The organism is Hydrogenophaga sp., assembly GCF_048549895.1.
Lineage (GTDB): Bacteria > Pseudomonadota > Gammaproteobacteria > Burkholderiales > Burkholderiaceae_C > Hydrogenophaga.
The window spans coordinates 1-22,495 of record NZ_JBLYYB010000219.1; the positions used below are offsets into that span (position 1 = coordinate 1).

Sequence of the window (22,495 nt, forward strand, 5' to 3'; positions counted from 1 at the left end):
CGAAGTGCGGCACATGGAACAACAGATCACCGATTTCCTGAGCCACTGGCTGCCGCAGATGCTGCGCGACCACCGCAGCTATGTGACGGTGGCCATTGGCTGCACGGGTGGGCAGCACCGGTCGGTGTATCTGGTGGAGCAGCTCGCGCAGGCCTTCGGCATGGACTGGTCAACCCGGGTGAGACACCGCGAGGCCGACAGTTGGCCCACGCCCATGGTGCCCGGCGTCTAGGTCCGCTCGAAAAGGTCGGGTGCCAGCAACGCTTGCAGCAGCGGCTTCACCGGCGCTGGCAGCCCATGCTGGCTCAACAGACCGGCATCCACCCACTGTCCGGGCGGCAGTTCACCAGGCAAGGGCTCTGACGTGAGTACCAGCAACAAGGGGTGCAAGCGCAACTCACGGTGGGTCAGGCTGTGGGATACCGCGTCCAGTGCGATCACCCGATCCACCCAGGCCGGTGGGAGATCCCTGTGAACTCCCTGCTCGCTCTCGAACACCGGTGGGCAATACAAACCAGCCCAGATGCCGCTGGCCGGTCGGCGCTGCAGCCAGAAGCGTTCCGGCCCGTCGGCGAGCTTCACCAGCAGCAGCCACCAGCTTTCATGGCGGCGTTTTAAAGTGCGGGTCTTCACAGGGAAGCGTTGCGGCTCACCCGCTTGATAGCCCCGGCAAATGCCCTGCATGGGGCATTGCCCGCAGGCTGGGCGGCTGCGTGTGCACACGGTCGCCCCCAGGTCCATGAGGCCTTGCGTGTAGGCCGTCATGTCGTCGGCAGAGGGCTCGATCGGCAACAGCGCCTGTGCCACTTCCCACAACTCGCGCTGTGGCTTTGTTTGCGCCAGATCGCCCTCGAATGCGAGCAAGCGCGTGAGCACCCTGCGCACGTTGCCGTCCACGATGGACACACGCTCGCCAAAACAGAAAGCGGCGATGGCTGCGGCGGTGGAAGCGCCAATGCCGGGCAGCGTCTCAAGCCCCGCTGCGGTTGAAGGAAAGGCACCTCCGTGCTGCTCCACCACCGCCTGAGCGCAGCGGTGCAGGTTGCGCGCACGACTGTAGTACCCCAGGCCGCTCCACAAAGCCATGACCTCGTCGGCCTCAGCGGCGGCCAGTGCGCGCACATCGGGAAAGCGCTCCAGAAACCGCGCGTAGTAGCCGAGCACGGTGCTCACCTGGGTCTGTTGCAACATCACCTCAGACAGCCACACGCGGTAGGGATCGCGAGTGTTCTGCCAGGGCATGCCGCTGCGCCCGGCGCGGCGTTGCCAGTCGATCAGCAGGGGTGCAAAGTCGGAGGGCAGATCGGCGCGCGGGCCGCCGGCCCTGCTCATGCCGCCAGGGCTTCGGCGGGCTCTTCGTCGGGCGCGGCCAGCAGGTGGTCGGTCAGCTCGGACAGCTTGGCGTCGAGCAAATTCAGTTTGGCCTGGTGGGTCTGCAGTTCGCGAATGCGCTCGTCCAGACCTCCTGCGGCTTGCTGGATGCGCGAGACCGCTTCAATGCGTCGGGTGAAGTTGCGACGGCGCTCGCGCAACTGGGCATCCAGTTGCGCTGCTGCCGACTTGTTCCACAACTCCACCTCGTTGACCGCTGTGTCGTACACCACACGCAGGCGGCTCATGAGCGCACGCGCCAGGCGCTCGGCAAACTCGGGATTGGCCAGCTTGAGCGCGTTGCCCAGGCTCAGGTACTGCAGGTGACTTTTCTCGATCAGGTCGAGGTCTTTCACATATTGGGCCAGCTGCGGCGGCGTGGGCGCCTGCAGCGAGAAGCCGTACTCGGCGTTCAGGCTCTTGAAGCTGCCTTCCAGCATGGACTGGATATCACCCGCCATGCCGTCGGCTTTGCTCATGTCGGCGCGCAGCCGGTCAAAGGTGTGGTCGTACGCACGGCGCACACCCAGCTTGATGCCCGGCTGCCGAAGCGCCTTGGACAGCACCGACACCTCGGCTTTGAGGTGCGTGGCGCTCAGCATGGCAAACAAGTCTTTGAGCAGGCGCAAGTGCACCGAACGCACCGCCTGGATCTTGGCGCCGCTGGCATCAAAGTCGGCCTGCTCCTGCTCGATGCGCAAGCGCATCTGCTTGATCACGCCCGCGTTCTTGCCGCGCAAACCTTCCAGCTCCTGGATCTGCTCGACCAGATCGCGCGAGCGCGTGTGCACCATGCGTGTGGTCTCCACCCGCAGCGACTGGATGCCGGTGGCCACCGCCGCACTCAAGATCTTGCGCCGCTGACCCAGCAGGTCCACGCCGAGCGCCGTTTCCAGTTCCATCAGGTTGCTTGCCTCAAGCAGCTTCTTGTCGCGATGGACCTTGGCCAGCAAGCCCTTCTGGGCCGACACCGCCAGCACCTGGCGTGGCGAGAGGCCCAGAATTTCGGCCGAGTCGGTGCGCTGCGATGCGATCTGCAATTGCACCTGCTCGGGCGAGCTCAGCGCGTCCCACATGGTGTCGATCTTGTTCAGCACCACCAGGCGCGACTCTTTGCCCTCGCCCAGCACCGACAGGTGTTGGCGCCAGATGGTGAGGTCGGACTTGGTCACGCCGGTGTCGGCCGCCAGGATGAACACCACCGCCTGCGCCTGCGGCAACAGGCTCACGGTCAGTTCGGGTTCGGCACCGATGGCGTTGAGCCCGGGCGTGTCCAGGATCACCAGACCTTGTTTGAGCAGTGGGTGCGCCATGTTGATCAAGGCGTGGCGCCACTTGGGCACTTCCACCGTGCCATCTGCGCCGGTCAGCGGGTTGTCTTCGGGCGCCTCGTCGCTCCAGAAACCCAGACCCCGGGCTTCGTCCAACGTGACCCGGCGAACCTCGGCCACCTTTTGGATGGCACGCGCCAACTGCTTGGGGTCGTTCACGTCCAGGTCAATGCGCTCCCATTTGTCGGGCGCGTTGCGCCAGTCCAGCAGCGACAAGGGTTGCAAACGGGTTTCGATGGGCAACAGGCGAAGGCAAGGTGGCACTTCTGCGTCGTAGCCCAATTCGGTCGGGCACATGGTGGTACGCCCAGCGCTCGCCGGCATGATGCGGCGGCCGTAACCCGCAAAAAACACCGCATTGATCAGTTCGGACTTGCCACGGGAGAACTCGGCCACGAAGGCCACCATGATCTTGTCGTTCTTGACCTGAGCGTGCAGACCATCGAGGCGCTCGCGAATGCCGGGCTCCATCAGGTCGTGGTCGGTCAGCCACTCGGCAAGCAAACGCAAACGCAAGGCGAATTGCTTGCGCCATACCCCGTGTTGATCAAATTCCTGATTGAAACTCATAGTCCTCTATCGCGTCCATCAATCAATATAGCATCGGCCCTCGTCGCAAAACCAGGCGGACCGCATGCCCGGCCGCCAGCACCGACCGACGATCAGATTTTCTGGCAAGTGGTGCAAAAAAACGTCGATCTTTGCCCCTGACGAATGGTCTTGACCGATGCGCCACATACCCTGCAGGGTTGTCCATCCCGGCCATACACCATGGCGTCCAGCTGGAAGTAGCCCGACTGGCCCTCGGCACTTGAGAAATCGCGCAGCGTACTGCCACCCAGCGCCACCGCGCGGGTGAGCACCTGCACGATGGCGGCGTGCAGCCGCAAGGCGCGCGGTTTGCTCAGGCGATCGGCACGCACGGTGGGCCGGATACCCGCCAGAAACAAGGCTTCCGATGCGTAAATGTTGCCCACCCCCACCACAATGTCACCGGCGAGCAAGACCTGCTTGATCGAGGAGCGGCGAAGCTGCAAGGCGCGGTGAAAAGCCACCGGATCAAACCCTCCTTCCAACGGCTCCACCCCCAGTTTTCCCAGAAGTTTTTCGGCCGGCGCGGCGTCCAGCGCCGGGGCATACACGACGGCACCAAAACGCCTCGGATCGTGCAGGCGCAACGTGCCCCGGCTGGTCAGCAACTCAAAATGATCGTGATGGCCCCGTGGTGGCAGCGCCTGAGCAAACTGCAAGCTGCCCGACATGCCCAAGTGCACCAGCAGGTGGCCCTCGTCGAGGTTGAGCAACAGGTACTTGCCCCGGCGGGTGACCGACCGCACCGACCGCCCTTCCAGCGAAACCACGTCGCATCCCAAGGGCCAGCGCAAAGGTTTGCCCATCTCCAGCCGCAGAATCGAAGCCCCTGCGATGCGGTCGGCGAAGCTGCGCCGTGTGACTTCAACTTCGGGGAGTTCAGGCATGGATCGGCATTTCCTTTGAGACATCCGGAACGCTTGTGCGGTCTTCAGATCACACCCCTGCGCTCCAAAAACCTTCCATTATCATGAACCGATGAATACCTTGCTCCGCATCGCAGGCCCGTCCACCCGGCATTCAGCGCGGGTGTGCAGATCGGCACTGGTTCTCGCTTTGGCTGCAAGTTGCTGGAGCGCCATGGCGCAGACCGCCCCGGCAGTACCCAAGGTACCTGCGCAGGCGTCCACCACCGCACCCGATTCCGGGGAAGTTGCCAACTCGGCGCTGACCGCTCCCCTGTTCTACCAACTGCTGCTGGGTGAATTGAATGTTCGCGCAGGCGAGCCCGGGACGGGCTATTCCTTCATCCTGGATGCAGCGCGCAAACAGCGCGACCCACTGCTCTACCGCCGGGCGGTCGAAGTGGCGCTGCAAGCCCGCTCTGGCGAGGCAGCGCTGACCGCCGCGCGCGCCTGGTCGGAAGAAATCCCGGGCAGCTCCGAAGCCAACCGTTTTGTGCTGCAAATCCTGCTGGCCCTCAACCGTGTCGGCGAAACAGGTCCGGTGCTGCAGACCATCCTCAAGGACGTCGGTGCGGCCGAGCGCAACGACACCATCAACGCCATTCCCCAGACGTTCTCCCGAGTGACAGACAAGGCGCAGGCAGCCGCCGTGGTGCGCGAGGCCTTGGGCCCGTACCTCAAACAGACTGCGCACGCCGCCGCCGCCTTTACATCGGTGGGTCGCATGTACCTTGCGCTGGACCAGTTGCCCGAAGCGCTCGTTTCGGCACGCCTGGGCCACACCGCGGAGCCGGCGTCTGCCTTCCCGGCTTTGCTGGCATTGGAGCTGATGGAGCGCGGAGAGTCACAGGCCGAGCCCATCGTGCGCCAGCAGCTCGAAGCCAGCAGCACTGCAACGCAGGCCGACACGGCAGTCGCGCTCTCTTATGCACGCACCCTGCTGGACGCGCAGCGCAACCAGGAAGCGCGTTCGCTGCTCGAAAAACTGACCACCCGTCGGGCAGATCAGGCCGAGCCTTGGCTGCTGCTGGGCTCCCTGCAGTTGCAGGAAAACGCCCTGCCGGCCGCAACGGCGTCGCTTGAAAAGTACATGGCCCTGGCCCGACAGGCTGGCGACGAGCGCTCGGCTCGCGGTCTCACACAAGCCTATTTGATGATGGCCCAGATCGCCGAGAAGCGGCAGGACTTCCCGGCCGCCAATGCCTGGCTGGACCGAATCGAAAACGCCGACGACATCATGGCGGCCCAGATGCGGCGCGCCTCGGTGCTGGCCCGGCAAGGGCAGATGGCGCAGGCCCGCGCCCTTCTGCGCAGCCAGCCCGAGCGCACCCCGGAGGACGCTCGTCTGAAGCTGGTGGCCGAAGCGCAGTTGCTGCGTGACTTCAAAGCGTGGAAGGAAGCCTACGAGGTGTACGGCGAAGCGGTGGCGCGCTTTCCCGACGTGCCTGATCTTCGCTACGACCAGGCCATGATGGCCGAGAAGGCGGGCAAGCCGGCCGACATGGAAGTGCTGTTGCGCGCCCTGATTGCGGTCAAGCCCGATTTCCACCATGCGTACAACGCGCTGGGCTACTCGCTGGCCGACCGCAATGAGCGCCTGCCCGAAGCCAAGAAGCTGATCGAAAAGGCGGTGGAGCTGGCCCCAGGCGACGCCTATATCCAGGACAGTCTGGGCTGGGTTGAATTCCGCCTGGGCAACGCCGGGCGTGCACTTGAAATTCTGCAAGCCGCCTACGGCAAACGCCCCGACCCGGAGATCGCAGCACATCTGGGTGAGGTGTTGTGGTCACAAGGCCAGCGGGATCAAGCACTCAAGGTCTGGCGCGAAGGCCTGATGCTGTCGGCGGACAACGAGACCCTGCAGGGAACGCTCAAACGACTGCGCGTCAAGCCATGAGGTGGGCAACGCTGCTGGTCACTGTGGCTCTGCTGTCGGCCTGCGCCACACCGCAACGCGCCGTCCAGCCCGGCCAAGAATTCTGGAGCGGCCGTCTGGCCATGACGGTGCAGAGCGATCCACCCCAATCTTTTTCAGCAGGCTTCGAGTTGCGCGGCACGCCAGACGCTGGTGAGTTGCAGCTCACCTCGCCATTGGGTACGTCGCTTGCCACGGTGATGTGGCTGCCCGGCAGCGCCGAAATGCGCCAGGGGGGCCAGCTCACCCGCCGAGGCAGCCTGGACGAACTCACTGCAGAACTCAGCGGTACACCCGTGCCTGTGGCCGCCCTCTTCGGCTGGCTGCGCGGGCGGGCGGGTGACGTGCCGGGCTGGCAGGCCGATCTCACCCGCCAACCTGAAGGGCGCATCACGGCTCGCCGGATTTCGCCGATGCCCACAGCCGAGCTTCGGGTCGTCGTGCAACCATGACGCAGGCAACCCGCTTGCGGCGCCTGCTCGACGTGCCGGCGCCCGCCAAGCTCAACCTCTTTTTGCACATCACCGGGCGAAGAGCAGACGGCTACCACCTGCTGCAATCTGTTTTCATGCTGATCGACTGGTGCGACCGGCTGCACTTCGAATGGCGCGTTGACGGCCAGATCAGCCGTGAAGACCTCACGCCAGGATCGCTGCCAGCCGAAGACCTCTCGGTGCGCGCCGCCCGTGCGCTGCAGGCCGCCACCGGCTGCACACACGGCGTGCACATCGCGCTCGAAAAAAACCTGCCCGCTGAAGCCGGCATGGGAGGCGGCTCGTCGGACGCGGCCACCACCCTGCTGGCGCTCAACCGACTGTGGGGCCTGGGTCTGACGCGCTCACAGCTCGCGGTGATCGGGCTCACGCTCGGCGCCGATGTGCCCTTTTTCATCGGCGGTCGCCACGCCTGGGTCGAGGGTGTGGGCGAGCAACTCACGCCTTTGGCACTGCCCTTGGCGCGTTTTGTGGTGGTCAAGCCACCTGGCGGCGCGTCCACCCAACGCATCTTCAGTGCGCCCGATCTCAAACGGGACACAAAAACTGCTACAATCCAAGGCTTTGCTGCAAACGACTCGCGAGAAGATGCCCAAGCAGTTGGGGTGATCGAACTCCAGAACATTCTGGAGTTCGGACACAACGATCTTCAACCCGTGGCGCAGGCGCTGTGTCCCGATGTGGGACGCTGCATTCAGTGGTTGCAAGACCAGGGTTTGCAGGGGCGCATGACCGGATCGGGGACGGCGGTGTTTGCACAAATGCCGCAGGCCATGCAACTGACCACCGCCCCGGGCGATTGGACAGTTCGTGAGTGCAGCAACATGGATGTCCATCCATTGCTCGACTGGTGCTCCGATTAGAATCGGCAAGCGTTCAGCCCAGGCAGTGGCTGCGCAACCTGCGACAAGGTTTTTCGGTGGTCTGTCCGGCTTCACGCTGAACAGATCTCCTGCGTAGGGGAGTCGCCAAGTTGGTAAAGGCACTGGATTTTGATTCCAGCATGCGAGGGTTCGAGTCCTTCCTCCCCTGCCACCGGTTTTCATCACATCACGTACCCACCCGGCCGTTCCATGAACGGCCATCTTTTGACGGCGATCCATCTGGGCCGTCGCTCAAACAGCTGGGAACCCCATGCAAGTTCAGCCGCCGGATTTCATGATCTTCACCGGCAACGCCAATCCGGTGTTGGCCGCGGAGATCGCACAGCATCTGGGCACCCAGCTCGGTGCGGCCAACGTGGGCCGCTTCTCCGACGGTGAAGTCACGGTCGAGATCACACAAAACGTGCGCGCGCGCCACGTGTTCGTGATCCAGTCCACCTGCTCGCCGACCAACGAGAACCTGATGGAACTCATCATCATGGTCGACGCGCTCAAGCGCGCATCGGCCGTGAGCATCTCCGCCGTCATTCCTTATTTCGGCTACGCCCGCCAGGACCGCCGCCCGCGTTCCGGCCGCGTGCCGATCTCGGCCAAGGTGGTGGCCAACATGCTGACCGCCGTGGGCGTGAACCGCGTGCTGACAATGGACCTGCACGCCGACCAGATCCAGGGCTTTTTCGACATCCCGGTCGACAACATCTACGCCTCGCCCGTGCTGCTGGGTGACCTGCGTCAGAAAAACTACCCTGACCTGCTGGTGGTCTCGCCCGACGTGGGCGGCGTGGTGCGCGCCCGTGCGCTGGCCAAGCAGCTCAACTGCGACATGGCCATCATCGACAAGCGCCGGCCCAAGGCCAACGTGTCGGAAGTGATGCACGTGATCGGCGACATCGACGGCCGCAACTGCGTGATCATGGACGACATGATCGACACCGCCGGCACGCTGGTGAAAGCCGCCGAGGTGCTCAAGGAGCGCGGCGCCAAACACGTCTACGCGTATTGCACCCACCCGATCTTTTCGGGTCCGGCCATCGAGCGCATCGCCAAGGGCAGCGCCCTCGACGAGGTGGTGGTCACCAACACGATCCCCCTGTCGCAAGCCGCCCAGGCCTGCGCCAAGATCCGCCAGCTCTCCGTGGCACCGCTGATGGCCGAAACCATTGCGCGCATTGCTTCGGGTGAGTCGGTGATGAGTTTGTTTGCCGATCAGGACAACCTCTTTTAAGAGACCTTGGCGGCAGCAAAAGCGGGTGGCCTCCATGGTGGGGGTCGCTCTTTTGAAACAGAGGCGTTCTGGTCGCGGAACCCCTCCACAGGAGTCAGTTATGCAATTCGTCGCTTTTGAGCGCGCCAAGCAGGGTACGGGTGCGAGCCGCCGTCTCCGCAACACCGGCCGCACGCCCGGTATCGTCTTTGGTGGTGAAACACCCGCCGCCACGATCGAACTCGATCACAACGCCCTGTGGCACGCCCTGAAAAAGGAAGCGTTCCACTCCTCCATCCTCGAGATGGACGTGGCCGGCACCGTGCAAAAAGTGCTGCTGCGCGATGTGCAGTACCACCCGTACAAGCCGCTCGTGCTGCACGTGGATTTCCAGCGCGTGAACGACAAGACCCGTCTGCACAAAAAAGTGCCGCTGCACTTCATCAACGAAGAAAACGCGCCTGCGGTCAAGACCGACAAGTGCGTGATCAACCACGTGATGACCGAGATCGAAATCGAGTGCCTGGCCACCCAGTTGCCGGAGCACATCACCGTTGACCTCGGCGAAGTCGTCAAGGGCGGCACCGTTCACACCGGCGACATCAAGCTGCCCAAAGGCATCAAGCTCGTGATGCACGGCCGCAAGAACCTGACCATCGCTACCGTGGTGGAGCCGGTTGAAGAAGTGGTGGCTGCTCCCGTGGTCGCTGCAGCCGACGACAAAAAAGGCGCCAAAGGCAAGAAGAAGTAATCTGTCTTCGGACCGATGACCCCCTCAAAACGGCCCGCTCACGCGGGCCGTTTTGCATTCAGCTTCCCATACCTGTCGATAATCCGACCCCATGATCAAACTCATCGCAGGACTGGGCAACCCGGGTCCGGACTACGAACACACGCGCCACAACGCCGGCTTCTGGTGGGTGGATGAGGCTGCGCGCCTGCTCAAGACTTCGCTGCAGATGGAACGTGGCCATTTCGGCCTCGTGGCGCGCGCCAATGTGGCGGGTCAGAGCGTCTGGCTGGTGGAGCCGCAAACCTTCATGAACCTCTCGGGCAAGTCGGTGGCGTCGGTGGCGCGGTTCTTCAAGATCGCGCCCGAAGAGGTGCTGGTGGTGCATGACGAGCTGGATCTGCCACCGGGCGAGATCAAGCTCAAGAAAGGTGGCGGGCACGCCGGCCACAACGGGCTGCGCGACATCCACGCCCAGCTGGGCAGCCCCGACTACTGGCGCCTGCGGGTGGGCATTGGCCACCCGGGCAACAAGAACGAGGTGGCCAACTGGGTGTTGAAGAAGCCGTCACCCGACGACCGCATGGCGATTGCCCAGGCGCTGGACCGCAGTCTCAAGGCTTTGCCGCATCTGATCGCCGGGGAGATGGACAAGGCCACAGGGCTCATCCACACCAGCAAGCCGCCGCGACCCAAACCGCCGCGGCCAGCCAAGGTCGATCAGCTGCCTGTTGAAGGCGCAGCGGGCGAAGGCATGTCACCCGCAGCCGACAACGGCTGACCCGCCTTCTGCAAACGCTGGTATTTCTGCCAGAGCGTTTCGCGCGATTCGATGTGGTCCGGGTGGATCGGAATGCAGCTCACCGGGCAGACCTGCACACACTGTGGCTCGTCGAAATGTCCCACGCACTCGGTGCAGCGCGACGGGTCGATCTCGTAGATCTCCTCGCCCATGTAAATCGCCTGGTTCGGGCATTCGGGCTCGCAGACATCGCAGTTGATGCATTCGTCGGTGATCAGCAGGGCCATGGCGATTGCTCCCGGCTCAAGCTTGCAGGGGCGCGGGCCTGAGATGGGCGCCCACATGGGCGTTCACCATCTGCGACACATCACCGCCCAACTGCGAAATCTCGCGCACCAGGGTGCTGGAGATGCACTGCAACTCGGCCTGCGGCAGCAGAAACACCGTTTCCACCGACGGGTTGAGCTTGCGGTTCATCGCCGCCATCTGGGCTTCGTAGTCGAAGTCGGTGAGGTTGCGGATGCCGCGCACCACGGCACAGGCGCCTTGCTGGCGGCAGAAATCCATGATGAGACCGTCAAACGGCAGCACACGCACCCTGCCGGGCATGTTTGATGCGGCTTCAGCCGCCATGTCGAGCCGTTGCTGCAGGGAAAAGCGGGTCTTCTTGTGGTGGGCGATGGCCACCGCGATGATGACTTCGTCGAACAACAGCGCAGCGCGGCGCGCCACATCTTCGTGACCCAGCGTGAGCGGGTCGAAGGTGCCGCTGTACACCGCCACGCGGGGCTGTTTTGAGGACGGGGAAAGGTCGGAAGGCATGGCCAGAATTATGCGCGCGGGGCTGTCAGCGCTCGCTCACTGCGCGGTCAATGGCCGCAACAGGTGAAAGGCCACCGCACCCGCCTTGCCCTGTCGGTGCACCTGCAGCCCCAGCGTCGCCAATTCATCGTCGAGCCAGGGGCGCGGCGCCTCCAGGTACACGAGGCCCTCGGTGCCGATGGCCTGGCGCGCGGCGGCCAGGGCCGAGAGCACCAGGGCTTCGTTCTGCGCATCGGCAAACGGGGGATCAAGAAACACCACGTCAAAGCCCTGCCCGGCGCGCTGGCGCAGCGCGGCCACACCATCGCCGCGCTCCACGCGCACGGCGGTGGCCTTGAGCTTGGTGACGGTGCGGCTGAGGTTGGCGAGCAAGGCACTGTCCTGCTCCACCAGCACCACCTCCACCGCACCGCGCGAAGCGGCTTCCAGGCCCAGCGCGCCGGTGCCGGCAAAGGCGTCCACGCAGCGCAAACCGGTGAGGTCTTGCCCGAGCCAGTTGAACAAGGTCTCGCGCACGCGCGACGGTGTGGGTCGCAAACCGGGGCGGTCGGCCACGGGCAGCAGCGTGCGTTTCCAGAGGCCGCCGATGATGCGGATTTCGTGTGGGGCGCTGGCCGCGGCGCGCGCAGCGGAAACGGGAGGTTTTTTCATGCCGCCGAGCTTACGCGACCCGAGCGCGCATCGCGTTCAGGGCTGGGCGCCAACCACCACGGTCACCATGCGGTCCGGCTGCAACACCCGCGCAAACGAGCGCCGGATGTCGGCCACGCTCACGCGCTCGATCTGCTGGGTCCAGGTGTCCAGGTAGTCCAGCGGCAGGCCGTTCCAGCCGATGTTGGCCACGTTGTCGAGCAGCTTGCGGTTGTTGTCGATGCGCAGCGAAAAACCGTTCACCAGAAACGCCTTGGCAGCCACGAGCTCGGCCTCGGTGGGGCCTTGCTCCACGAACTGGCGCACCACGCTGCGCGAGACCTCCACCGCCTGCGCTGCCTGGTCGGGGCGCGTGGTGAGGCCGATCTGGAACGCCCCCGCGTGGCGGCCGGGCGAAAAGTAGCTGAACACGCTGTAGCTCAGGCCGCGCTTCTCTCGCACCTCGGTGGTCAGGCGCGAGACGAAGCCACCACCACCCAGGATGTAGTTGCCCACGAAGAGCGGGAAAAAGTCGGGGTCGTTGCGGGCGATGCCGGGCTGGCCGATCGACACCTGGGCCTGGGCGGCGGCGAACGGCAGGCGCTCATCCACCGCGCGCGCCAGCGCCTGCACCTGCGGCACCGCCGGCAAGGGCTCGCAGCCGTGCGCCTTCAGTGGCGCCATGAACTGGCCCACGATGGCGTCGGCCTGCGCGCGGTCGATCGCGCCCACCAGCGTCACCTGCGCGCGGCAGGCCGCCGCGTGGCGGCGGTAGAAGGCCTGCATGTCGGCCACGTTGATCGCGTTGAAGGTGGCAGCGTCGGGCTGAAAACCATACGGATGCTGGCCATAAACCGCGCGCGCAAACGCGCGGCCGGCCTGCGTGCCCGGCCGGTTTTCGGCTTCCTTGAGCGAGGCCAGCAGGCGCTCGCGGTCGCGCTGCCACACCGCTTGTGGCCAGGCGGGTGCGGCGATCTGGCGGGCAGCCAGGGCCACGGCGCGCTGCAGCAGATCGGGCTCGGTCAGCGTGCGCAGCGAGAGCGTGAAGCGGTCGGCACTGGCCTGCGCGCCGAACTGCGCACCGAGGTCAACCCAGGCTTCGCTGAGCTGGTTTTCGTCCAGCGAGGGCAGGCCCGCTTGCGCCGCCACGCCGCCCGAGAGCAAACCCGCCGTCACGCTGGCCAGGCCAGCCTGCGCCGCCGGGTCGCGCCGGCTGCCGCCGTCGAAGTCGATCTGCACGTCCAGCATGGGGATGGACGGACTGGCCACGAGGTACACGCGCGCGCCACTGGCATGCGTCCAGTGTTCGATGGGAATGGCCGCCTGGGCGGTGTTGAACGCGCCGGCGAGCACGGCGGCCAACACAGCGGTGGAGCGGAACAGTGATTTCACAACGGATTTCATTTCTGGCCCCCCTCAGGCACCAGCACCGCGGTGGTGAGTTGCTGGTCGGAGAAGTGGCGTTGTGCCACCGCCTGCACCTGCGCGGCGGTCACGGCGCGCAGACGGGTCATCAGGCGGTCGCCGGTGTGGATGTCCAGGCCATTGGCCCAGTAGCTGCCGAGTTCCTGCGCCTGGTTGAACACCGAATCGAGTTTGTAGACCTCACCCGCCGTCCACTGCGTCTTGACGCGGCGCAGCTCGGCTTCGCTGATGCCCTCGCGCGCAATGCGCTCCACCTCCGACTTCAGCGCGGCTGCGGCCATCTCGGGGGTGACGCCACGGGCCGGCACGGCCGTGAGCGAGAACAACTGGGGGCCGCGCCCCATCAAGCCGTAGGAAGCCCCCGCGCTGTCGGCGATGCGTTTGCCCGCCGTGCCCTGGCCTTGCACCAGCGCGCGGTCAAGCCGGGCGCCGCTGTAGCCGTCGAGCACTGCCGACAGCACCGTCAAGGCCAGTGCGTCCTGGCTGTTGGCGTCATCCTCGGCCGCGCCACTCCAGCGTGGCACCTTGTAGGCCAGCGCCACCACGGCCTGATCGGCCACGGCGCGAAACTCCATGCGGCGCGGACCTGACTGCGGTGGCTCTTCACGCGGCTTGCGCGCCGGCACGGCGCGGGCAGGAATGGGGCCGAAATGTTTTTCGGCCAGCGCGCGGGTCTGCGCCACGTCCACGTCACCCGCGATCACCACGGCGGCGTTGGCGGGTGTGTACCAGCGCTGGTGAAATTCACGCGCATCGTTCGGCGTCATCGCCTCGATGTCGCTCATCCAGCCGATGATGGGCCGCCGGTACGGGCTCGCCTGATAGACCATGGCGTTCATGGCCTCGAACATGCGCGCGCGCGGCGACTCTTCGGTGCGCTGGCGCCGCTCTTCCTTCACCACCTCGATCTCGCGCTTGAAATCGTCGTCGCTCCACTGGTTGCGTGCGAAGCGGTCGGCTTCGAGCTTCATCACCGCCTCCAGCGCCTGCGCCGGCACCTGCTGGTGGTAAGCCGTGGCGTCGCGGCTGGTGAAGGCGTTGTCGCGCCCGCCCAGGGCCGCGATGCGGCGCGAGAACTCGCCCGGTTTGAGGTCGGGCGTGCCCTTGAACATCATGTGTTCGAGCACGTGGGCCACGCCCGAGGCGCCGTCCACCTCGTCGATGGAGCCCACGCGCACCCACAGCATGTGGGCCACGGTGGGGGCTCTGCGGTCGGGCCGCACGATCAGCGTCATGCCGTTGGAGAGCGTGAAGCTCTGGGCCACCGGGGCAGGAGAAGGGCTTGTGGAGGTCTGAGCAATCGACCCGAGGGTCGTGAATGCCAGTGCAAGCAACAGTGCGGCGCGGCGCCCGTCGGGCAGGTTCAGAGTGCGTTTCATAGAATGCAATGGATTCTAGAGATGGACAAATGTTCTCGTTCTTTCGCAAAAAAGCCCCCACCGAGCCCTCACCGGCCACCCCCACGCCCGCCGCAGCCACGCCTGTGGTGGCTCCCCCCGTCGAACCGGCGCCCCTTGCAACCGTCGCAGCACCCACCGCCGCGCCCGTGCGCCAGGGCTGGCTGGACAAGCTCAAAAACGGTCTGCGCAAGACCGGATCGAGCATCGCCACGGTCTTCACCGGCACACAGATCGACGACGCGCTGTACGAGGAGCTCGAAGCGGCGCTGCTGATGGCCGACACCGGCGTGAAGGCCACCACCCACCTGCTGGCCGACCTGAAACGCCGGGTGAAAGAAAGCAAGACCACCGACCCGGCCGCCGTCAAAGGCCTGCTGGCCGACGCCATCACCGATCTCTTGATGCCGCTGCAAAAGCCGCTGGTGATTGGTGAACACAAACCCACCGTGATCATGGTCGCCGGTGTCAACGGTGCGGGCAAGACCACCTCCATCGGCAAGCTCACGCGGCACCTGGCGCAAAGCGGCGCCAGCGTGCTGCTGGCCGCGGCCGACACCTTTCGCGCCGCCGCGCGCGAGCAGCTCGCGGTGTGGGCCGACCGGAACACGGTGGAGATCATCACCCAGCAAGGCGGCGACCCGGCCGCGGTGAGCTTTGATGCCGTGACCGCCGGGCGCGCGCGCGGCCGCGACGTGGTGCTGGTGGACACCGCCGGGCGCCTGCCGACCCAGCTGCACCTGATGGAAGAGCTGCGCAAGATCAAGCGCGTGGTGCAGAAGGCCGACCCGACCTCGCCGCATGAAGTCTTGCTCGTCATCGACGGCAACACGGGGCAGAACGCCTTGATGCAGGTGAAAGCCTTCGACGAAACCCTGGGCCTCACGGGACTGATCATCACCAAGCTCGACGGCACGGCCAAGGGGGGTGTGATCTGCGCGATTGCGCGCGAGAAACCGGTGCCGATCTATTTCATCGGCGTGGGTGAAAAGCTGGAAGACCTGGAAACCTTCAACGCGCGTGAGTTTGCGCAGGCGCTCTTGTCCTGAGCGCTCAGCTCTCGTTGTCGGAATAGTTGCGCCACTGGCCCATGGCGTTTCGCATGGTGAGCAGCTGGCGCTCGAAACGCGGGCAGGCCTGGCACATGGCCATGTGCAGCCGCAACGCCATGCGCTCCACCAGCGGCAAGGCGCGGTCTTCGCGGGCGATGAGCAACGCGGACACCTCCTTGCAGGTGCGGCGCAGCGGGTAGACGGGCTTCATTTCGTTGACGGTCGTGCAAACCAGTTGAGTTCAAGACATTCTCTCAACCGCAGCCGGGCACGGTGCAGTTGAACGTAGAGGTTCGTCGGGGTGAGCGACAGTTCCTTACAGATGTCCTCGCTGGAGAGCTCCAGCCACTCGCGCATCAGGAACAGGCGCCCCTGCACCGGAGGCAGTTTGTCGGTGCAGGCCTCCAGCACCTCGAAGAACTGCCGGCTGTTGAGTTCCTGCTCCGGATTGCCCCACTCGGCCGGCTTCTCGGCAAAGTGTCCGTCGGTTTTGAAAGCCATGTGCTCCAGCGGGTCGGCGCCTTCGTCGTCGTTGCCGCTGGACAGGCACACCTCGCGGCTGTGCTGCCGCATCGCGTCGATGATCTTGTGTTTGAGGATGCCGACCAGCCAGGTCTTGAGCTGGGAACGCTGCTCGAAGCTTTGCGGACGCGAGATGGCGGCCAGCATGGTCTCGGACACCGCGTCTTCGGTCCAGGCGTCGTTGCGCAGCTGCAGGCGCGCGAATTTGAGCAAATACACACGCAAATCCGCAACTTGTTGCTCGAACGAAGGGAATGGGGCTTGCGACATGGGGGCTGAGTGTAATGAAACGGCCGGTACAGCGACTACAACGAACTTTGGAGGTCCCCATGTCCCTGTTGCCCACACGTTTCCATGCACTGTTCACCGCACTGGCGATGGCCACCGCCCTCTTGGCGCCGGCCGCACTGGCGCAGACTCCCGCCACCGGCGCGCCCCAGCAGTTGCGCGGCAGCACGCTTGATGGCAAAGCCTTCGATCTGCAGTCGCTGCGCGGCAAGGTGGTGATGGTGGTGTTCTGGTCCACCGACTGCGCGGTCTGCCGCGACAAGATGCCCGAACTGCGCGCCAACGTGAAGGGCTGGATGGGCCAGCCCTTCGAGCTGGTGAGCGTGAGCACCGACCGTCAGCGCAGCAACGCCGTGACCTACACACAACTGGTCAACGCCACCGTGCCCACGAACCAGCGCTTCACCACGCTGTGGACCGGCGAGCCCCAGTACCGCGACAGCTTCGGCGCCACCGGACAGTTGCCCGCCGCCTTTTTGCTCGACAAGGGCGGGCAATTGGTGGAGCAGTACCACGGCCGCATTCCGCCCGAGGCCTGGGACCGCATTGCCGACCTGCTTTGAATTTTTTGAAGGCAGCGTAAGAAAGCCGCCCACCGCCAGACCAATCCTCAACCCGCTGGTGATGTGCACCAACAGCCGATCCAGCAGGTTGTCATTCAACCCTGTTCTTTCTTTCAGGAGCTTCCCATGAACCAACGCACCATGATCGCCGCCGCCGCCACCTCGCTGATGTCGCTGGCCCTGCTCTCTTCGCCCGCCTTCGCACAGAACGCCGCGAAAGAAAAATGTTTCGGCATCGCCAAGGCCGGCCAGAACGACTGCGCCAACATCGCCGGCACGCATTCGTGTGCGGGCCAGGCCAAGGTCGACAACGACAAGGGCGAGTGGAAGTACGTGCCCGCCGGCACCTGCAAACAAATGGGCGGCATTGGTCTGGACCAGGCCAAGATGGACATGAAGAAGTCCTGATCCGCGCGCTCCCTTCAAGGCCAACGCCATGACCGCCGCCGACCCCACCAAACCGACCCCAGAGGTCGCGCCCGTGGGCATCGGCTGGCGGCACCCCCATCACGCCGAGCTGCTGCAGCGGCAGCCGGCCCTGGACTTCATCGAAGTCCACTCCGAAAACTTCTTTGCCCCCGGTGGCGCCGCGCGCGCGGTGCTGCGCCAGGGGCGCGAACACTACCCCGTGAGCCTGCACGGCGTGGGCCTGTCGCTGGGCTCGGCCTGCGGCATCGACGAGGCGCACCTCGACCGGCTCGCGGCCCTGGTGGCCGAGATCGAGCCGGTGCGTGTGAGCGACCACGCCTGTTTTGCGCGCGGCCCGCTGTCGCACCAGCCCGCGCACACCGTGCACGCGTCAGACCTGTTGCCCACCCCGTTCACCCGCGCCGCGCTCGATGCCATGTGCGCCAACGTGCAGCGCGTGCAGGACCGACTGCGCCGCCCGATCGCGGTGGAAAACCTCTCGGCCTGTGTGCGCTGGCAAGCCAACGAACTGGGTGAGCCCGAGTTCCTCAACACACTCGCGCAGCGCACCGGCTGCCACCTGCTGGTGGACGTGAACAACATCTATGTGAACGCGCTCAACGACCGGCTGCAAGGTTCGTTGCAAGACCCGATGGACGCTTGCCGCCGCTGGCTCGACGCCATCCACCCACAGACGGTGACTGAGTTGCACCTGGCTGGCCACGTGGACTGCGGCGACATCGTGATCGACGACCACGGCAGCCGCGTGGTGCCACAGGTGTGGACGCTGTACCGCCATGCGCTGGCGCGGTTTGGCGCGGTGCCCACGCTGATCGAATGGGACACCGATGTGCCCGACTTGCAGGTGCTGCTCGACGAAGCGGCCACCGCGCGCGAGCACGCCAGCCGCGCGCTGGAACCGGTGGCCGCATGAACACGCTGATGCTGCAGCAGCAAAGCCTGCTCGACGCGCTGTTCGCCCACCCGGGCAGCACGCAGGCCAGCAGCGCCGTACAACACCTGCACACCCTGCTGAAGCCCCAGGCGGCCCGCGGCCTCATGGCCTACCAGGCCAACGGCCACGCGCTCGCCGAACGTTGCCTGCTCGCCGCCTACCCGGTGATCGCACAACTGCTGGGCCAGGACAATTTCTCTGCGCTGGCGCGCGATCTCTGGCACCGCCAACCGCCGCACTGCGGCGACCTCGCGCAGTGGGGCGATGCCTTGCCCGCCTTTCTGGCCGACAACGAACAACTCACCGAGGTGCCCTACCTGGCCGACGTGGCGCGCGTGGAATGGGCGCTGCACTGCGCGGCCGGCGCACCGGATGCGCAACCCGATCTGCACAGCTTCGCGCGCCTGAGCACCGAAGACCCCCAGGCGCTCACCCTGGCACTGGCCCCCGGCACCGTGCTCATCAGCAGCGCCTGGCCCGTGGTCAGCCTGGTCACCGCACACACCGAAGACCAGCCCAGCCTCACCGAGGCAGGCCAGCGCGTGCGGGACCGCGTGGGCGAAACCGCCCTCGTCTGGCGCCAGGGTTTGCGGCCGTGTGTGGCGGCTTGCACGGCCAACGCGCTGGGTGTGCTGCAAGCCTTGCTGACCGGCGCAGCCTTGCCCGACGCGTTGGGCTTCGCAGGTCCCGATTTCGATTTTTCCGACTGGCTCACACCCGCCGTGCACAGCGGCCTGGTGATCGGCGTGGCCGACGCAACACCCCCACCCACACCACCCCCACACCCCCAGGAAACCCCATGAACCCACCCACCCTGCTCCAGCGCGGCCACGCACTCTGGTCCGCCGTCACCCACCTGCTGAACGCAGCGCAGCCGTTGGCCGCCCTCGCGGCACGCGTCTACCTCGCGCAGGTGTTTTTTCTCTCCGGCCTCACGAAGGTGCGTGACTGGGACACCACGCTGCTGCTGTTCACCGAGGAATACCAGGTGCCCCTGCTTTCGCCACAACTCGCAGCCATCTCGGGCACGGCGGGTGAACTGGTGTTGCCGGTGTTGTTGTTGATCGGCCTGGCGGGGCGCTTCTCGGCGCTGGGCCTGTCGGTGGTGAACGTGGTGGCTGTCGTCAGCCTGGCCGACATTGCGCCCGCCGCGCTGCAGCAGCACATCACCTGGGGCGTGCTGCTGGCCGCGCTGGCCATCTACGGTGTCGGCAAGTGGTCGGTGGACTGCCTGTGGATCCAGCCCCGGCTCAACCGCACACCAGCACCGGGCATGGCCTTGAACTAAGCTGCGGCATCGAACCTGTTCTGCCGGAGACACCGCCTTGCCCCACCACCTCACTGCTCACCTGTCACGCCGCCAACTGCTGCTCGCTGCCGGCGCCGCCTCGCTGTCACCCGCCTGGGCCCAATCGAACTGGCCCGCCATCGAACAGGCCGCACGCGGCCAAACCGTGTTCTGGAACGCCTGGGCCGGCAGCGAGCAGACCAACGCCTACCTGCAGTGGGTGGCGCAGCAGGTGCAGGCCTCACATGGCGTGAAGCTGCAACACGTGAAGATCACCGACACGGCCGACGTGGTCAAACGCGTGCGCGCCGAGAAGGCCGCCGGGCGCACCGCCGCCGAGGGCACGGTGGACCTGGTGTGGATCAACGGCGAGAACTTCGCCGCCATGAAACGCGAGGGCCTGCTGTTTGGCCCCTGGGCCGAAACCCTGCCCCACTTCAAGCTGGTCGACGTGGCCGGCAAGCCCACCACGCTCAACGATTTTTCCGTGCCCACCGAGGGCATGGAGTCGCCCTGGGGCATGGCGCAGTTCACCCTGTTTGCCGACAGCAAGCGCCTGCCGCAGTTGCCCCAGAGCATGCAAGCCTTGCTGGCGTTGGCACGCGCCCAGCCCGGGCGCATCACCCACCCGCGCCTGCCCGACTTCCACGGCACCACCTTCATCAAACAGGCCCTGGTGGAGTTCGCGCCCGATGCCAAAGCGCTCGCGTTGCCAGTGACCGACGCCGCCTTCGCCACCCAGACCGCCGCGCTCTGGCCTTTTCTCGATGCACTGCGCCCGCACCTGTGGCGCGCGGGCAAACAGTTCCCGCAGAACGCCGCCGCCGTGCGCCAGATGATGGCCGACGGTGAACTGCTGCTGGCCCTCACCTTCAACCCCAACGAAGCCGCCAACGAGATCGCCGCGAAACGCCTGCCCGCCTCCGTGGTCAGCTGGCAGTTTGAAAAAGGCACCATCGGCAACACGCACTTCGTGGCCATTCCGTACAACGCGCGCGCCAAGGCCGGCGCGCAGGTGGTGGCCAACTTCCTGCTCTCGCCCGCCGCGCAGGCGCGCAAGGCCGACATTGCGCACTGGGGCGACCCGACCGTGCTCGACGTGGCGCGCCTGCCGGCCGCCGACCGTGCGCTGTTCCAGACCGGCAGCCTGCCCGGCCTGGTGGTCAAGGGCGCGCCCACGCTGCCCGAGCCCCACGCCTCGTGGGTCGATCCGCTGGAGAAGGAATGGGCACGCCGCTACGGCGTGTGAACGCGGTGTCTCACCCAGCACCACGCAAGCTCGCCGCAGGCGCCTTGCTGGCCCTGGCCGCCGTGCCGCTGCTGTGGACCGCTTTTGAAGCACTGAAAGCCGGCAGCCACACCGCCGCGTGGCGCGCACTCGCGCAAGACCCTGCGTTGGTCCACGCTACCCTGCTCACCCTGTGGACCGGCCTGGCCTCCACGCTGCTGGCCTGGTGGGGCGCGGCCGCGCTGCTGGCGCAGGGTTTCGTGCGCCAGCGCCTGGCGCGCCTGTTGCGCGGCCTGCCGCTGATGTTGGCCACGCCACACGCCGCGCTGGCGATCGGGTTCCTGTTTCTGCTCGCGCCCAGCGGCTGGCTGCTGCGCGCGCTCTCGCCCTGGCTCACCGGGTTCGAGAGCCCCCCGCCCTGGCCCACCACCCAAGACCCCTGGGGCCTGGGCCTGATCGCAGCCCTGGTGATCAAGGAGATTCCGTTTCTGCTGTGGACCGCCGCCACCCAGCTGCAGCGCGACGACGTGCGCCAGCGCTGGCGCGCCGAGCACGCGCTGGCACAAACCTTTGGCTACGCGCCACGCCGCGCCTTCTGGCTGGTGCTGTGGCCACAGCTCGCCACGCGCCTGCGCTGGCCACTGCTGGCGGTATTGGCGTATGGGCTCACGGTGGTGGACATGGCGCTGGTGATTGGCCCGGCTTCACCGCCCACGCTCGCCGTGCTGGCCTGGCAATGGCTGCAGGACGCCGACCCGGCCACCTACGCCCAAGGCGCGGCTGCAGGTGTGTTGCTCGCGCTGATGGTGCTGGCCTGCAGCGCCCTGTGGCTGGGCTTGCAAAACCTGCAGCGCAAGGCCCTGGCGCATGGCCATGGCGTGCGCGGCTCCTTCGCCAGAACGTCCGGAACCGACATGGGTCTGTGGCTGCTGGCGGGCGTGTACGCCGCCGTGCTGCTGGCACTCGCCGTGGGCAGCGTCAGCGGCGTGTGGACGTTTCCGGCCGTGTGGCCGCAGTCCTTCACCGGCGCCGCGTGGGAGCAGGTGGCGCAGAGCAGCGGCACGGTGGTGACCACACTCTGGCTCGCAGTGGGCAGCAGTGCGATGGCGCTGCTGTGGAGCGTGGCCTGGCTGGAACTCGCGCCGCGCCGCTGGGACGACGCCCTGCGCCCCCTGCTGTACCTGCCGCTGGTGCTGCCCGCCGTGCTGTGGGTGGTGGGCCTGTACGGCGTGGGCCTGCAGTTGCAGTTGGAGGGCCAGGCCAGCGGCTTGTTGATCGCGCACACGCTCATGGTGCTGCCCTATGTGCTGCTTGCGCTCAGCCCGGCCTACCTGGGCTTCGACCCCCGCTACGCCCAGCTCAATGCGAGCCTGGGCCGCTCACACTGGGCCTTCTTGCTGCGCGTGAAATGGCCGCTGCTCAAACGTTCGCTGGCCTCGGCAACTGCGGTGGGTTTTGCGGTCAGCGTGGCGCAGTACCTGCCCACGCTGTATGTGGGCGCGGGCCGGTTTGCCAGCGTGACCACCGAAGCCGTCACACTCGCCTCGGGCGGGCAACGCTCGCTCACCAGCGCCTACGCCGGCCTGCAACTCGCCCTGCCCGTGCTGGCCTTTGCAATCGCCGCCTGGCTGGGCCGCCCCCGCCGATTCACCCACTCCGCTGTATGACGCTCGCCGTTCACATCCACCGCCTCGCCACCCGCGACCACACGCTGGTGCAAGACCGGCGCATCGACGTGGCGCCGGGCCGC

Annotated in this window: 25 protein-coding genes and 1 tRNA gene; 16 read left to right on the forward strand and 10 right to left on the reverse strand. The window is 66.1% G+C overall.

Annotated features, from left to right (window positions below; translation table 11 throughout):
- The coding region (locus ACN4F8_RS20585) for a RapZ C-terminal domain-containing protein (RefSeq protein WP_419475283.1) at nt 1–232 on the forward strand (232 nt) is incomplete at its 5' end.
- Here ACN4F8_RS20585 and mutY read toward each other — a convergent pair.
- From mutY to mutM, 3 genes are all read right to left on the reverse strand, one after another.
- Nucleotides 229–1,332 (reverse strand): A/G-specific adenine glycosylase, encoded by a 1,104-nt coding sequence (gene mutY / locus ACN4F8_RS20590; protein ID WP_419475284.1) that lies wholly within the window; start codon nt 1,330–1,332, stop codon nt 229–231. The two genes, ACN4F8_RS20585 and mutY, sit on opposite strands and share 4 nt — an antisense overlap.
- Nucleotides 1,329–3,272, reverse strand: a complete 1,944-nt coding sequence (locus ACN4F8_RS20595) for a dynamin family protein (RefSeq protein ID WP_419475285.1) — start codon at nt 3,270–3,272, stop codon at nt 1,329–1,331. The genes mutY and ACN4F8_RS20595 overlap by 4 nt, the downstream gene beginning before the upstream one ends.
- A gap of 92 nt (nt 3,273–3,364) precedes the next feature.
- Entirely contained in the window at nt 3,365–4,180 is an 816-nt protein-coding gene (gene mutM, locus ACN4F8_RS20600; protein ID WP_419475286.1) for a bifunctional DNA-formamidopyrimidine glycosylase/DNA-(apurinic or apyrimidinic site) lyase, read from the reverse strand.
- Between the two features lie 193 nt (nt 4,181–4,373).
- On the opposite strand from mutM, the gene ACN4F8_RS20605 reads away from it, so the two are divergent.
- The 7 genes from ACN4F8_RS20605 to pth all read left to right on the forward strand — a co-directional run bounded on the left by ACN4F8_RS20605 (nt 4,374) and on the right by pth (nt 10,206).
- Nucleotides 4,374–6,095, forward strand: coding sequence for a tetratricopeptide repeat protein (locus ACN4F8_RS20605; RefSeq protein ID WP_419475287.1), 1,722 nt, complete (start codon nt 4,374–4,376; stop codon nt 6,093–6,095).
- The gene (locus tag ACN4F8_RS20610; protein WP_419475288.1) at nt 6,092–6,565 is read left to right on the forward strand and encodes a lipoprotein insertase outer membrane protein LolB; all 474 of its coding nucleotides are present in this window, start codon (nt 6,092–6,094) and stop codon (nt 6,563–6,565) included. The genes ACN4F8_RS20605 and ACN4F8_RS20610 overlap by 4 nt, the downstream gene beginning before the upstream one ends.
- Nucleotides 6,566–6,579: 14 nt before the next feature.
- A complete protein-coding gene (gene ispE / locus ACN4F8_RS20615) occupies nt 6,580–7,470 on the forward strand; it encodes a 4-(cytidine 5'-diphospho)-2-C-methyl-D-erythritol kinase (protein ID WP_419475306.1) in 891 nt (296 codons plus the stop codon).
- A 95-nt stretch (nt 7,471–7,565) separates the two neighbouring features.
- Nucleotides 7,566–7,642 (forward strand) — tRNA-Gln (locus ACN4F8_RS20620).
- Nucleotides 7,643–7,741: 99 nt separating this feature from the next.
- The gene (locus ACN4F8_RS20625; RefSeq protein WP_056269363.1) at nt 7,742–8,716 is read left to right on the forward strand and encodes a ribose-phosphate pyrophosphokinase; all 975 of its coding nucleotides are present in this window, start codon (nt 7,742–7,744) and stop codon (nt 8,714–8,716) included.
- Between the two features lie 100 nt (nt 8,717–8,816).
- Nucleotides 8,817–9,446 carry a 50S ribosomal protein L25/general stress protein Ctc gene (locus tag ACN4F8_RS20630; protein ID WP_419475289.1) on the forward strand — a complete coding sequence of 210 codons (630 nt, stop codon included), beginning with the start codon at nt 8,817–8,819 and terminating at the stop codon, nt 9,444–9,446.
- Nucleotides 9,447–9,537: 91 nt separating this feature from the next.
- Nucleotides 9,538–10,206: an aminoacyl-tRNA hydrolase gene (gene pth, locus ACN4F8_RS20635; protein ID WP_419475290.1), complete on the forward strand. Its 669-nt coding sequence runs from the start codon at nt 9,538–9,540 to the stop codon at nt 10,204–10,206.
- Here pth and ACN4F8_RS20640 read toward each other — a convergent pair.
- From ACN4F8_RS20640 to ACN4F8_RS20660, 5 genes are read right to left on the reverse strand one after another with little or no spacing between them, the layout of a single operon-like run.
- Nucleotides 10,146–10,454, reverse strand: coding sequence for a YfhL family 4Fe-4S dicluster ferredoxin (locus tag ACN4F8_RS20640; RefSeq protein ID WP_419475291.1), 309 nt, complete (start codon nt 10,452–10,454; stop codon nt 10,146–10,148). The two genes, pth and ACN4F8_RS20640, sit on opposite strands and share 61 nt — an antisense overlap.
- 16 nt (nt 10,455–10,470) lie before the next feature.
- Nucleotides 10,471–10,989 carry a pantetheine-phosphate adenylyltransferase gene (gene coaD / locus ACN4F8_RS20645; RefSeq protein ID WP_419475292.1) on the reverse strand — a complete coding sequence of 173 codons (519 nt, stop codon included), beginning with the start codon at nt 10,987–10,989 and terminating at the stop codon, nt 10,471–10,473.
- 36 nt (nt 10,990–11,025) lie between these two features.
- Nucleotides 11,026–11,640 (reverse strand): 16S rRNA (guanine(966)-N(2))-methyltransferase RsmD, encoded by a 615-nt coding sequence (rsmD, locus tag ACN4F8_RS20650; RefSeq protein WP_419475293.1) that lies wholly within the window; start codon nt 11,638–11,640, stop codon nt 11,026–11,028.
- 36 nt (nt 11,641–11,676) lie between these two features.
- Entirely contained in the window at nt 11,677–13,023 is a 1,347-nt protein-coding gene (locus ACN4F8_RS20655) for a M16 family metallopeptidase (RefSeq protein WP_419475294.1), read from the reverse strand.
- On the reverse strand, nt 13,020–14,423 hold the full coding sequence (locus tag ACN4F8_RS20660; protein ID WP_419475295.1) for a M16 family metallopeptidase: 1,404 nt from the start codon (nt 14,421–14,423) through the stop codon (nt 13,020–13,022). The genes ACN4F8_RS20655 and ACN4F8_RS20660 overlap by 4 nt, the downstream gene beginning before the upstream one ends.
- 29 nt (nt 14,424–14,452) lie before the next feature.
- On the opposite strand from ACN4F8_RS20660, the gene ftsY reads away from it, so the two are divergent.
- Nucleotides 14,453–15,490, forward strand: a complete 1,038-nt coding sequence (ftsY, locus tag ACN4F8_RS20665; protein WP_419475296.1) for a signal recognition particle-docking protein FtsY — start codon at nt 14,453–14,455, stop codon at nt 15,488–15,490.
- 4 nt (nt 15,491–15,494) lie between these two features.
- On the opposite strand, the gene ACN4F8_RS20670 is transcribed toward ftsY, so the two are convergent.
- Together ACN4F8_RS20670 and ACN4F8_RS20675 are read right to left on the reverse strand one after the other, a co-directional pair.
- Entirely contained in the window at nt 15,495–15,704 is a 210-nt protein-coding gene (locus ACN4F8_RS20670; protein WP_419475297.1) for a zf-HC2 domain-containing protein, read from the reverse strand.
- The gene (locus ACN4F8_RS20675) at nt 15,701–16,285 is read right to left on the reverse strand and encodes a sigma-70 family RNA polymerase sigma factor (protein WP_419475298.1); all 585 of its coding nucleotides are present in this window, start codon (nt 16,283–16,285) and stop codon (nt 15,701–15,703) included. Before ACN4F8_RS20675 ends, ACN4F8_RS20670 begins: the two co-directional genes overlap by 4 nt.
- Nucleotides 16,286–16,344: 59 nt before the next feature.
- Between ACN4F8_RS20675 and ACN4F8_RS20680 the strand changes: the two genes are divergently transcribed.
- From ACN4F8_RS20680 to ACN4F8_RS20710, 7 genes are all read left to right on the forward strand, one after another.
- Nucleotides 16,345–16,866, forward strand: coding sequence for a TlpA family protein disulfide reductase (locus ACN4F8_RS20680; protein WP_419475299.1), 522 nt, complete (start codon nt 16,345–16,347; stop codon nt 16,864–16,866).
- A gap of 126 nt (nt 16,867–16,992) precedes the next feature.
- A complete protein-coding gene (locus ACN4F8_RS20685; protein WP_419475300.1) occupies nt 16,993–17,274 on the forward strand; it encodes a DUF2282 domain-containing protein in 282 nt (93 codons plus the stop codon).
- A gap of 28 nt (nt 17,275–17,302) precedes the next feature.
- The gene (locus ACN4F8_RS20690; RefSeq protein ID WP_419475301.1) at nt 17,303–18,208 is read left to right on the forward strand and encodes a DUF692 domain-containing protein; all 906 of its coding nucleotides are present in this window, start codon (nt 17,303–17,305) and stop codon (nt 18,206–18,208) included.
- On the forward strand, nt 18,205–19,032 hold the full coding sequence (locus ACN4F8_RS20695; protein ID WP_419475302.1) for a putative DNA-binding domain-containing protein: 828 nt from the start codon (nt 18,205–18,207) through the stop codon (nt 19,030–19,032). Before ACN4F8_RS20690 ends, ACN4F8_RS20695 begins: the two co-directional genes overlap by 4 nt.
- Nucleotides 19,029–19,517: a DoxX family protein gene (locus ACN4F8_RS20700; protein WP_419475303.1), complete on the forward strand. Its 489-nt coding sequence runs from the start codon at nt 19,029–19,031 to the stop codon at nt 19,515–19,517. Before ACN4F8_RS20695 ends, ACN4F8_RS20700 begins: the two co-directional genes overlap by 4 nt.
- A gap of 37 nt (nt 19,518–19,554) precedes the next feature.
- Nucleotides 19,555–20,766 carry an ABC transporter substrate-binding protein gene (locus ACN4F8_RS20705; RefSeq protein ID WP_419475304.1) on the forward strand — a complete coding sequence of 404 codons (1,212 nt, stop codon included), beginning with the start codon at nt 19,555–19,557 and terminating at the stop codon, nt 20,764–20,766.
- Nucleotides 20,742–22,412 (forward strand): ABC transporter permease, encoded by a 1,671-nt coding sequence (locus ACN4F8_RS20710; protein ID WP_419475305.1) that lies wholly within the window; start codon nt 20,742–20,744, stop codon nt 22,410–22,412. Before ACN4F8_RS20705 ends, ACN4F8_RS20710 begins: the two co-directional genes overlap by 25 nt.
- The last annotated feature ends 83 nt before the right edge of the window (nt 22,413–22,495 follow it).

What these genes read in the sequence shown, in the direction of transcription:
- mutY (WP_419475284.1), bottom strand. Translation starts at nt 1,332, where the DNA reads ATGAGCAGGGCCGGCGGCCCGCGCGCCGATCTGCCCTCCGACTTTGCA.
- ACN4F8_RS20595 (WP_419475285.1), bottom strand. Translation starts at nt 3,272, where the DNA reads ATGAGTTTCAATCAGGAATTTGATCAACACGGGGTATGGCGCAAGCAA.
- mutM (WP_419475286.1), bottom strand. Translation starts at nt 4,180, where the DNA reads ATGCCTGAACTCCCCGAAGTTGAAGTCACACGGCGCAGCTTCGCCGAC.
- ACN4F8_RS20605 (WP_419475287.1), top strand. Translation starts at nt 4,374, where the DNA reads ATGGCGCAGACCGCCCCGGCAGTACCCAAGGTACCTGCGCAGGCGTCC.
- ACN4F8_RS20610 (WP_419475288.1), top strand. Translation starts at nt 6,092, where the DNA reads ATGAGGTGGGCAACGCTGCTGGTCACTGTGGCTCTGCTGTCGGCCTGC.
- ACN4F8_RS20625 (WP_056269363.1), top strand. Translation starts at nt 7,742, where the DNA reads ATGCAAGTTCAGCCGCCGGATTTCATGATCTTCACCGGCAACGCCAAT.
- ACN4F8_RS20630 (WP_419475289.1), top strand. Translation starts at nt 8,817, where the DNA reads ATGCAATTCGTCGCTTTTGAGCGCGCCAAGCAGGGTACGGGTGCGAGC.
- pth (WP_419475290.1), top strand. Translation starts at nt 9,538, where the DNA reads ATGATCAAACTCATCGCAGGACTGGGCAACCCGGGTCCGGACTACGAA.
- ACN4F8_RS20640 (WP_419475291.1), bottom strand. Translation starts at nt 10,454, where the DNA reads ATGGCCCTGCTGATCACCGACGAATGCATCAACTGCGATGTCTGCGAG.
- coaD (WP_419475292.1), bottom strand. Translation starts at nt 10,989, where the DNA reads ATGCCTTCCGACCTTTCCCCGTCCTCAAAACAGCCCCGCGTGGCGGTG.
- rsmD (WP_419475293.1), bottom strand. Translation starts at nt 11,640, where the DNA reads ATGAAAAAACCTCCCGTTTCCGCTGCGCGCGCCGCGGCCAGCGCCCCA.
- ACN4F8_RS20655 (WP_419475294.1), bottom strand. Translation starts at nt 13,023, where the DNA reads ATGAAATCCGTTGTGAAATCACTGTTCCGCTCCACCGCTGTGTTGGCC.
- ACN4F8_RS20660 (WP_419475295.1), bottom strand. Translation starts at nt 14,423, where the DNA reads ATGAAACGCACTCTGAACCTGCCCGACGGGCGCCGCGCCGCACTGTTG.
- ftsY (WP_419475296.1), top strand. Translation starts at nt 14,453, where the DNA reads ATGTTCTCGTTCTTTCGCAAAAAAGCCCCCACCGAGCCCTCACCGGCC.
- ACN4F8_RS20670 (WP_419475297.1), bottom strand. Translation starts at nt 15,704, where the DNA reads ATGAAGCCCGTCTACCCGCTGCGCCGCACCTGCAAGGAGGTGTCCGCG.
- ACN4F8_RS20675 (WP_419475298.1), bottom strand. Translation starts at nt 16,285, where the DNA reads ATGTCGCAAGCCCCATTCCCTTCGTTCGAGCAACAAGTTGCGGATTTG.
- ACN4F8_RS20680 (WP_419475299.1), top strand. Translation starts at nt 16,345, where the DNA reads ATGTCCCTGTTGCCCACACGTTTCCATGCACTGTTCACCGCACTGGCG.
- ACN4F8_RS20685 (WP_419475300.1), top strand. Translation starts at nt 16,993, where the DNA reads ATGAACCAACGCACCATGATCGCCGCCGCCGCCACCTCGCTGATGTCG.
- ACN4F8_RS20690 (WP_419475301.1), top strand. Translation starts at nt 17,303, where the DNA reads ATGACCGCCGCCGACCCCACCAAACCGACCCCAGAGGTCGCGCCCGTG.
- ACN4F8_RS20695 (WP_419475302.1), top strand. Translation starts at nt 18,205, where the DNA reads ATGAACACGCTGATGCTGCAGCAGCAAAGCCTGCTCGACGCGCTGTTC.
- ACN4F8_RS20700 (WP_419475303.1), top strand. Translation starts at nt 19,029, where the DNA reads ATGAACCCACCCACCCTGCTCCAGCGCGGCCACGCACTCTGGTCCGCC.
- ACN4F8_RS20710 (WP_419475305.1), top strand. Translation starts at nt 20,742, where the DNA reads ATGGGCACGCCGCTACGGCGTGTGAACGCGGTGTCTCACCCAGCACCA.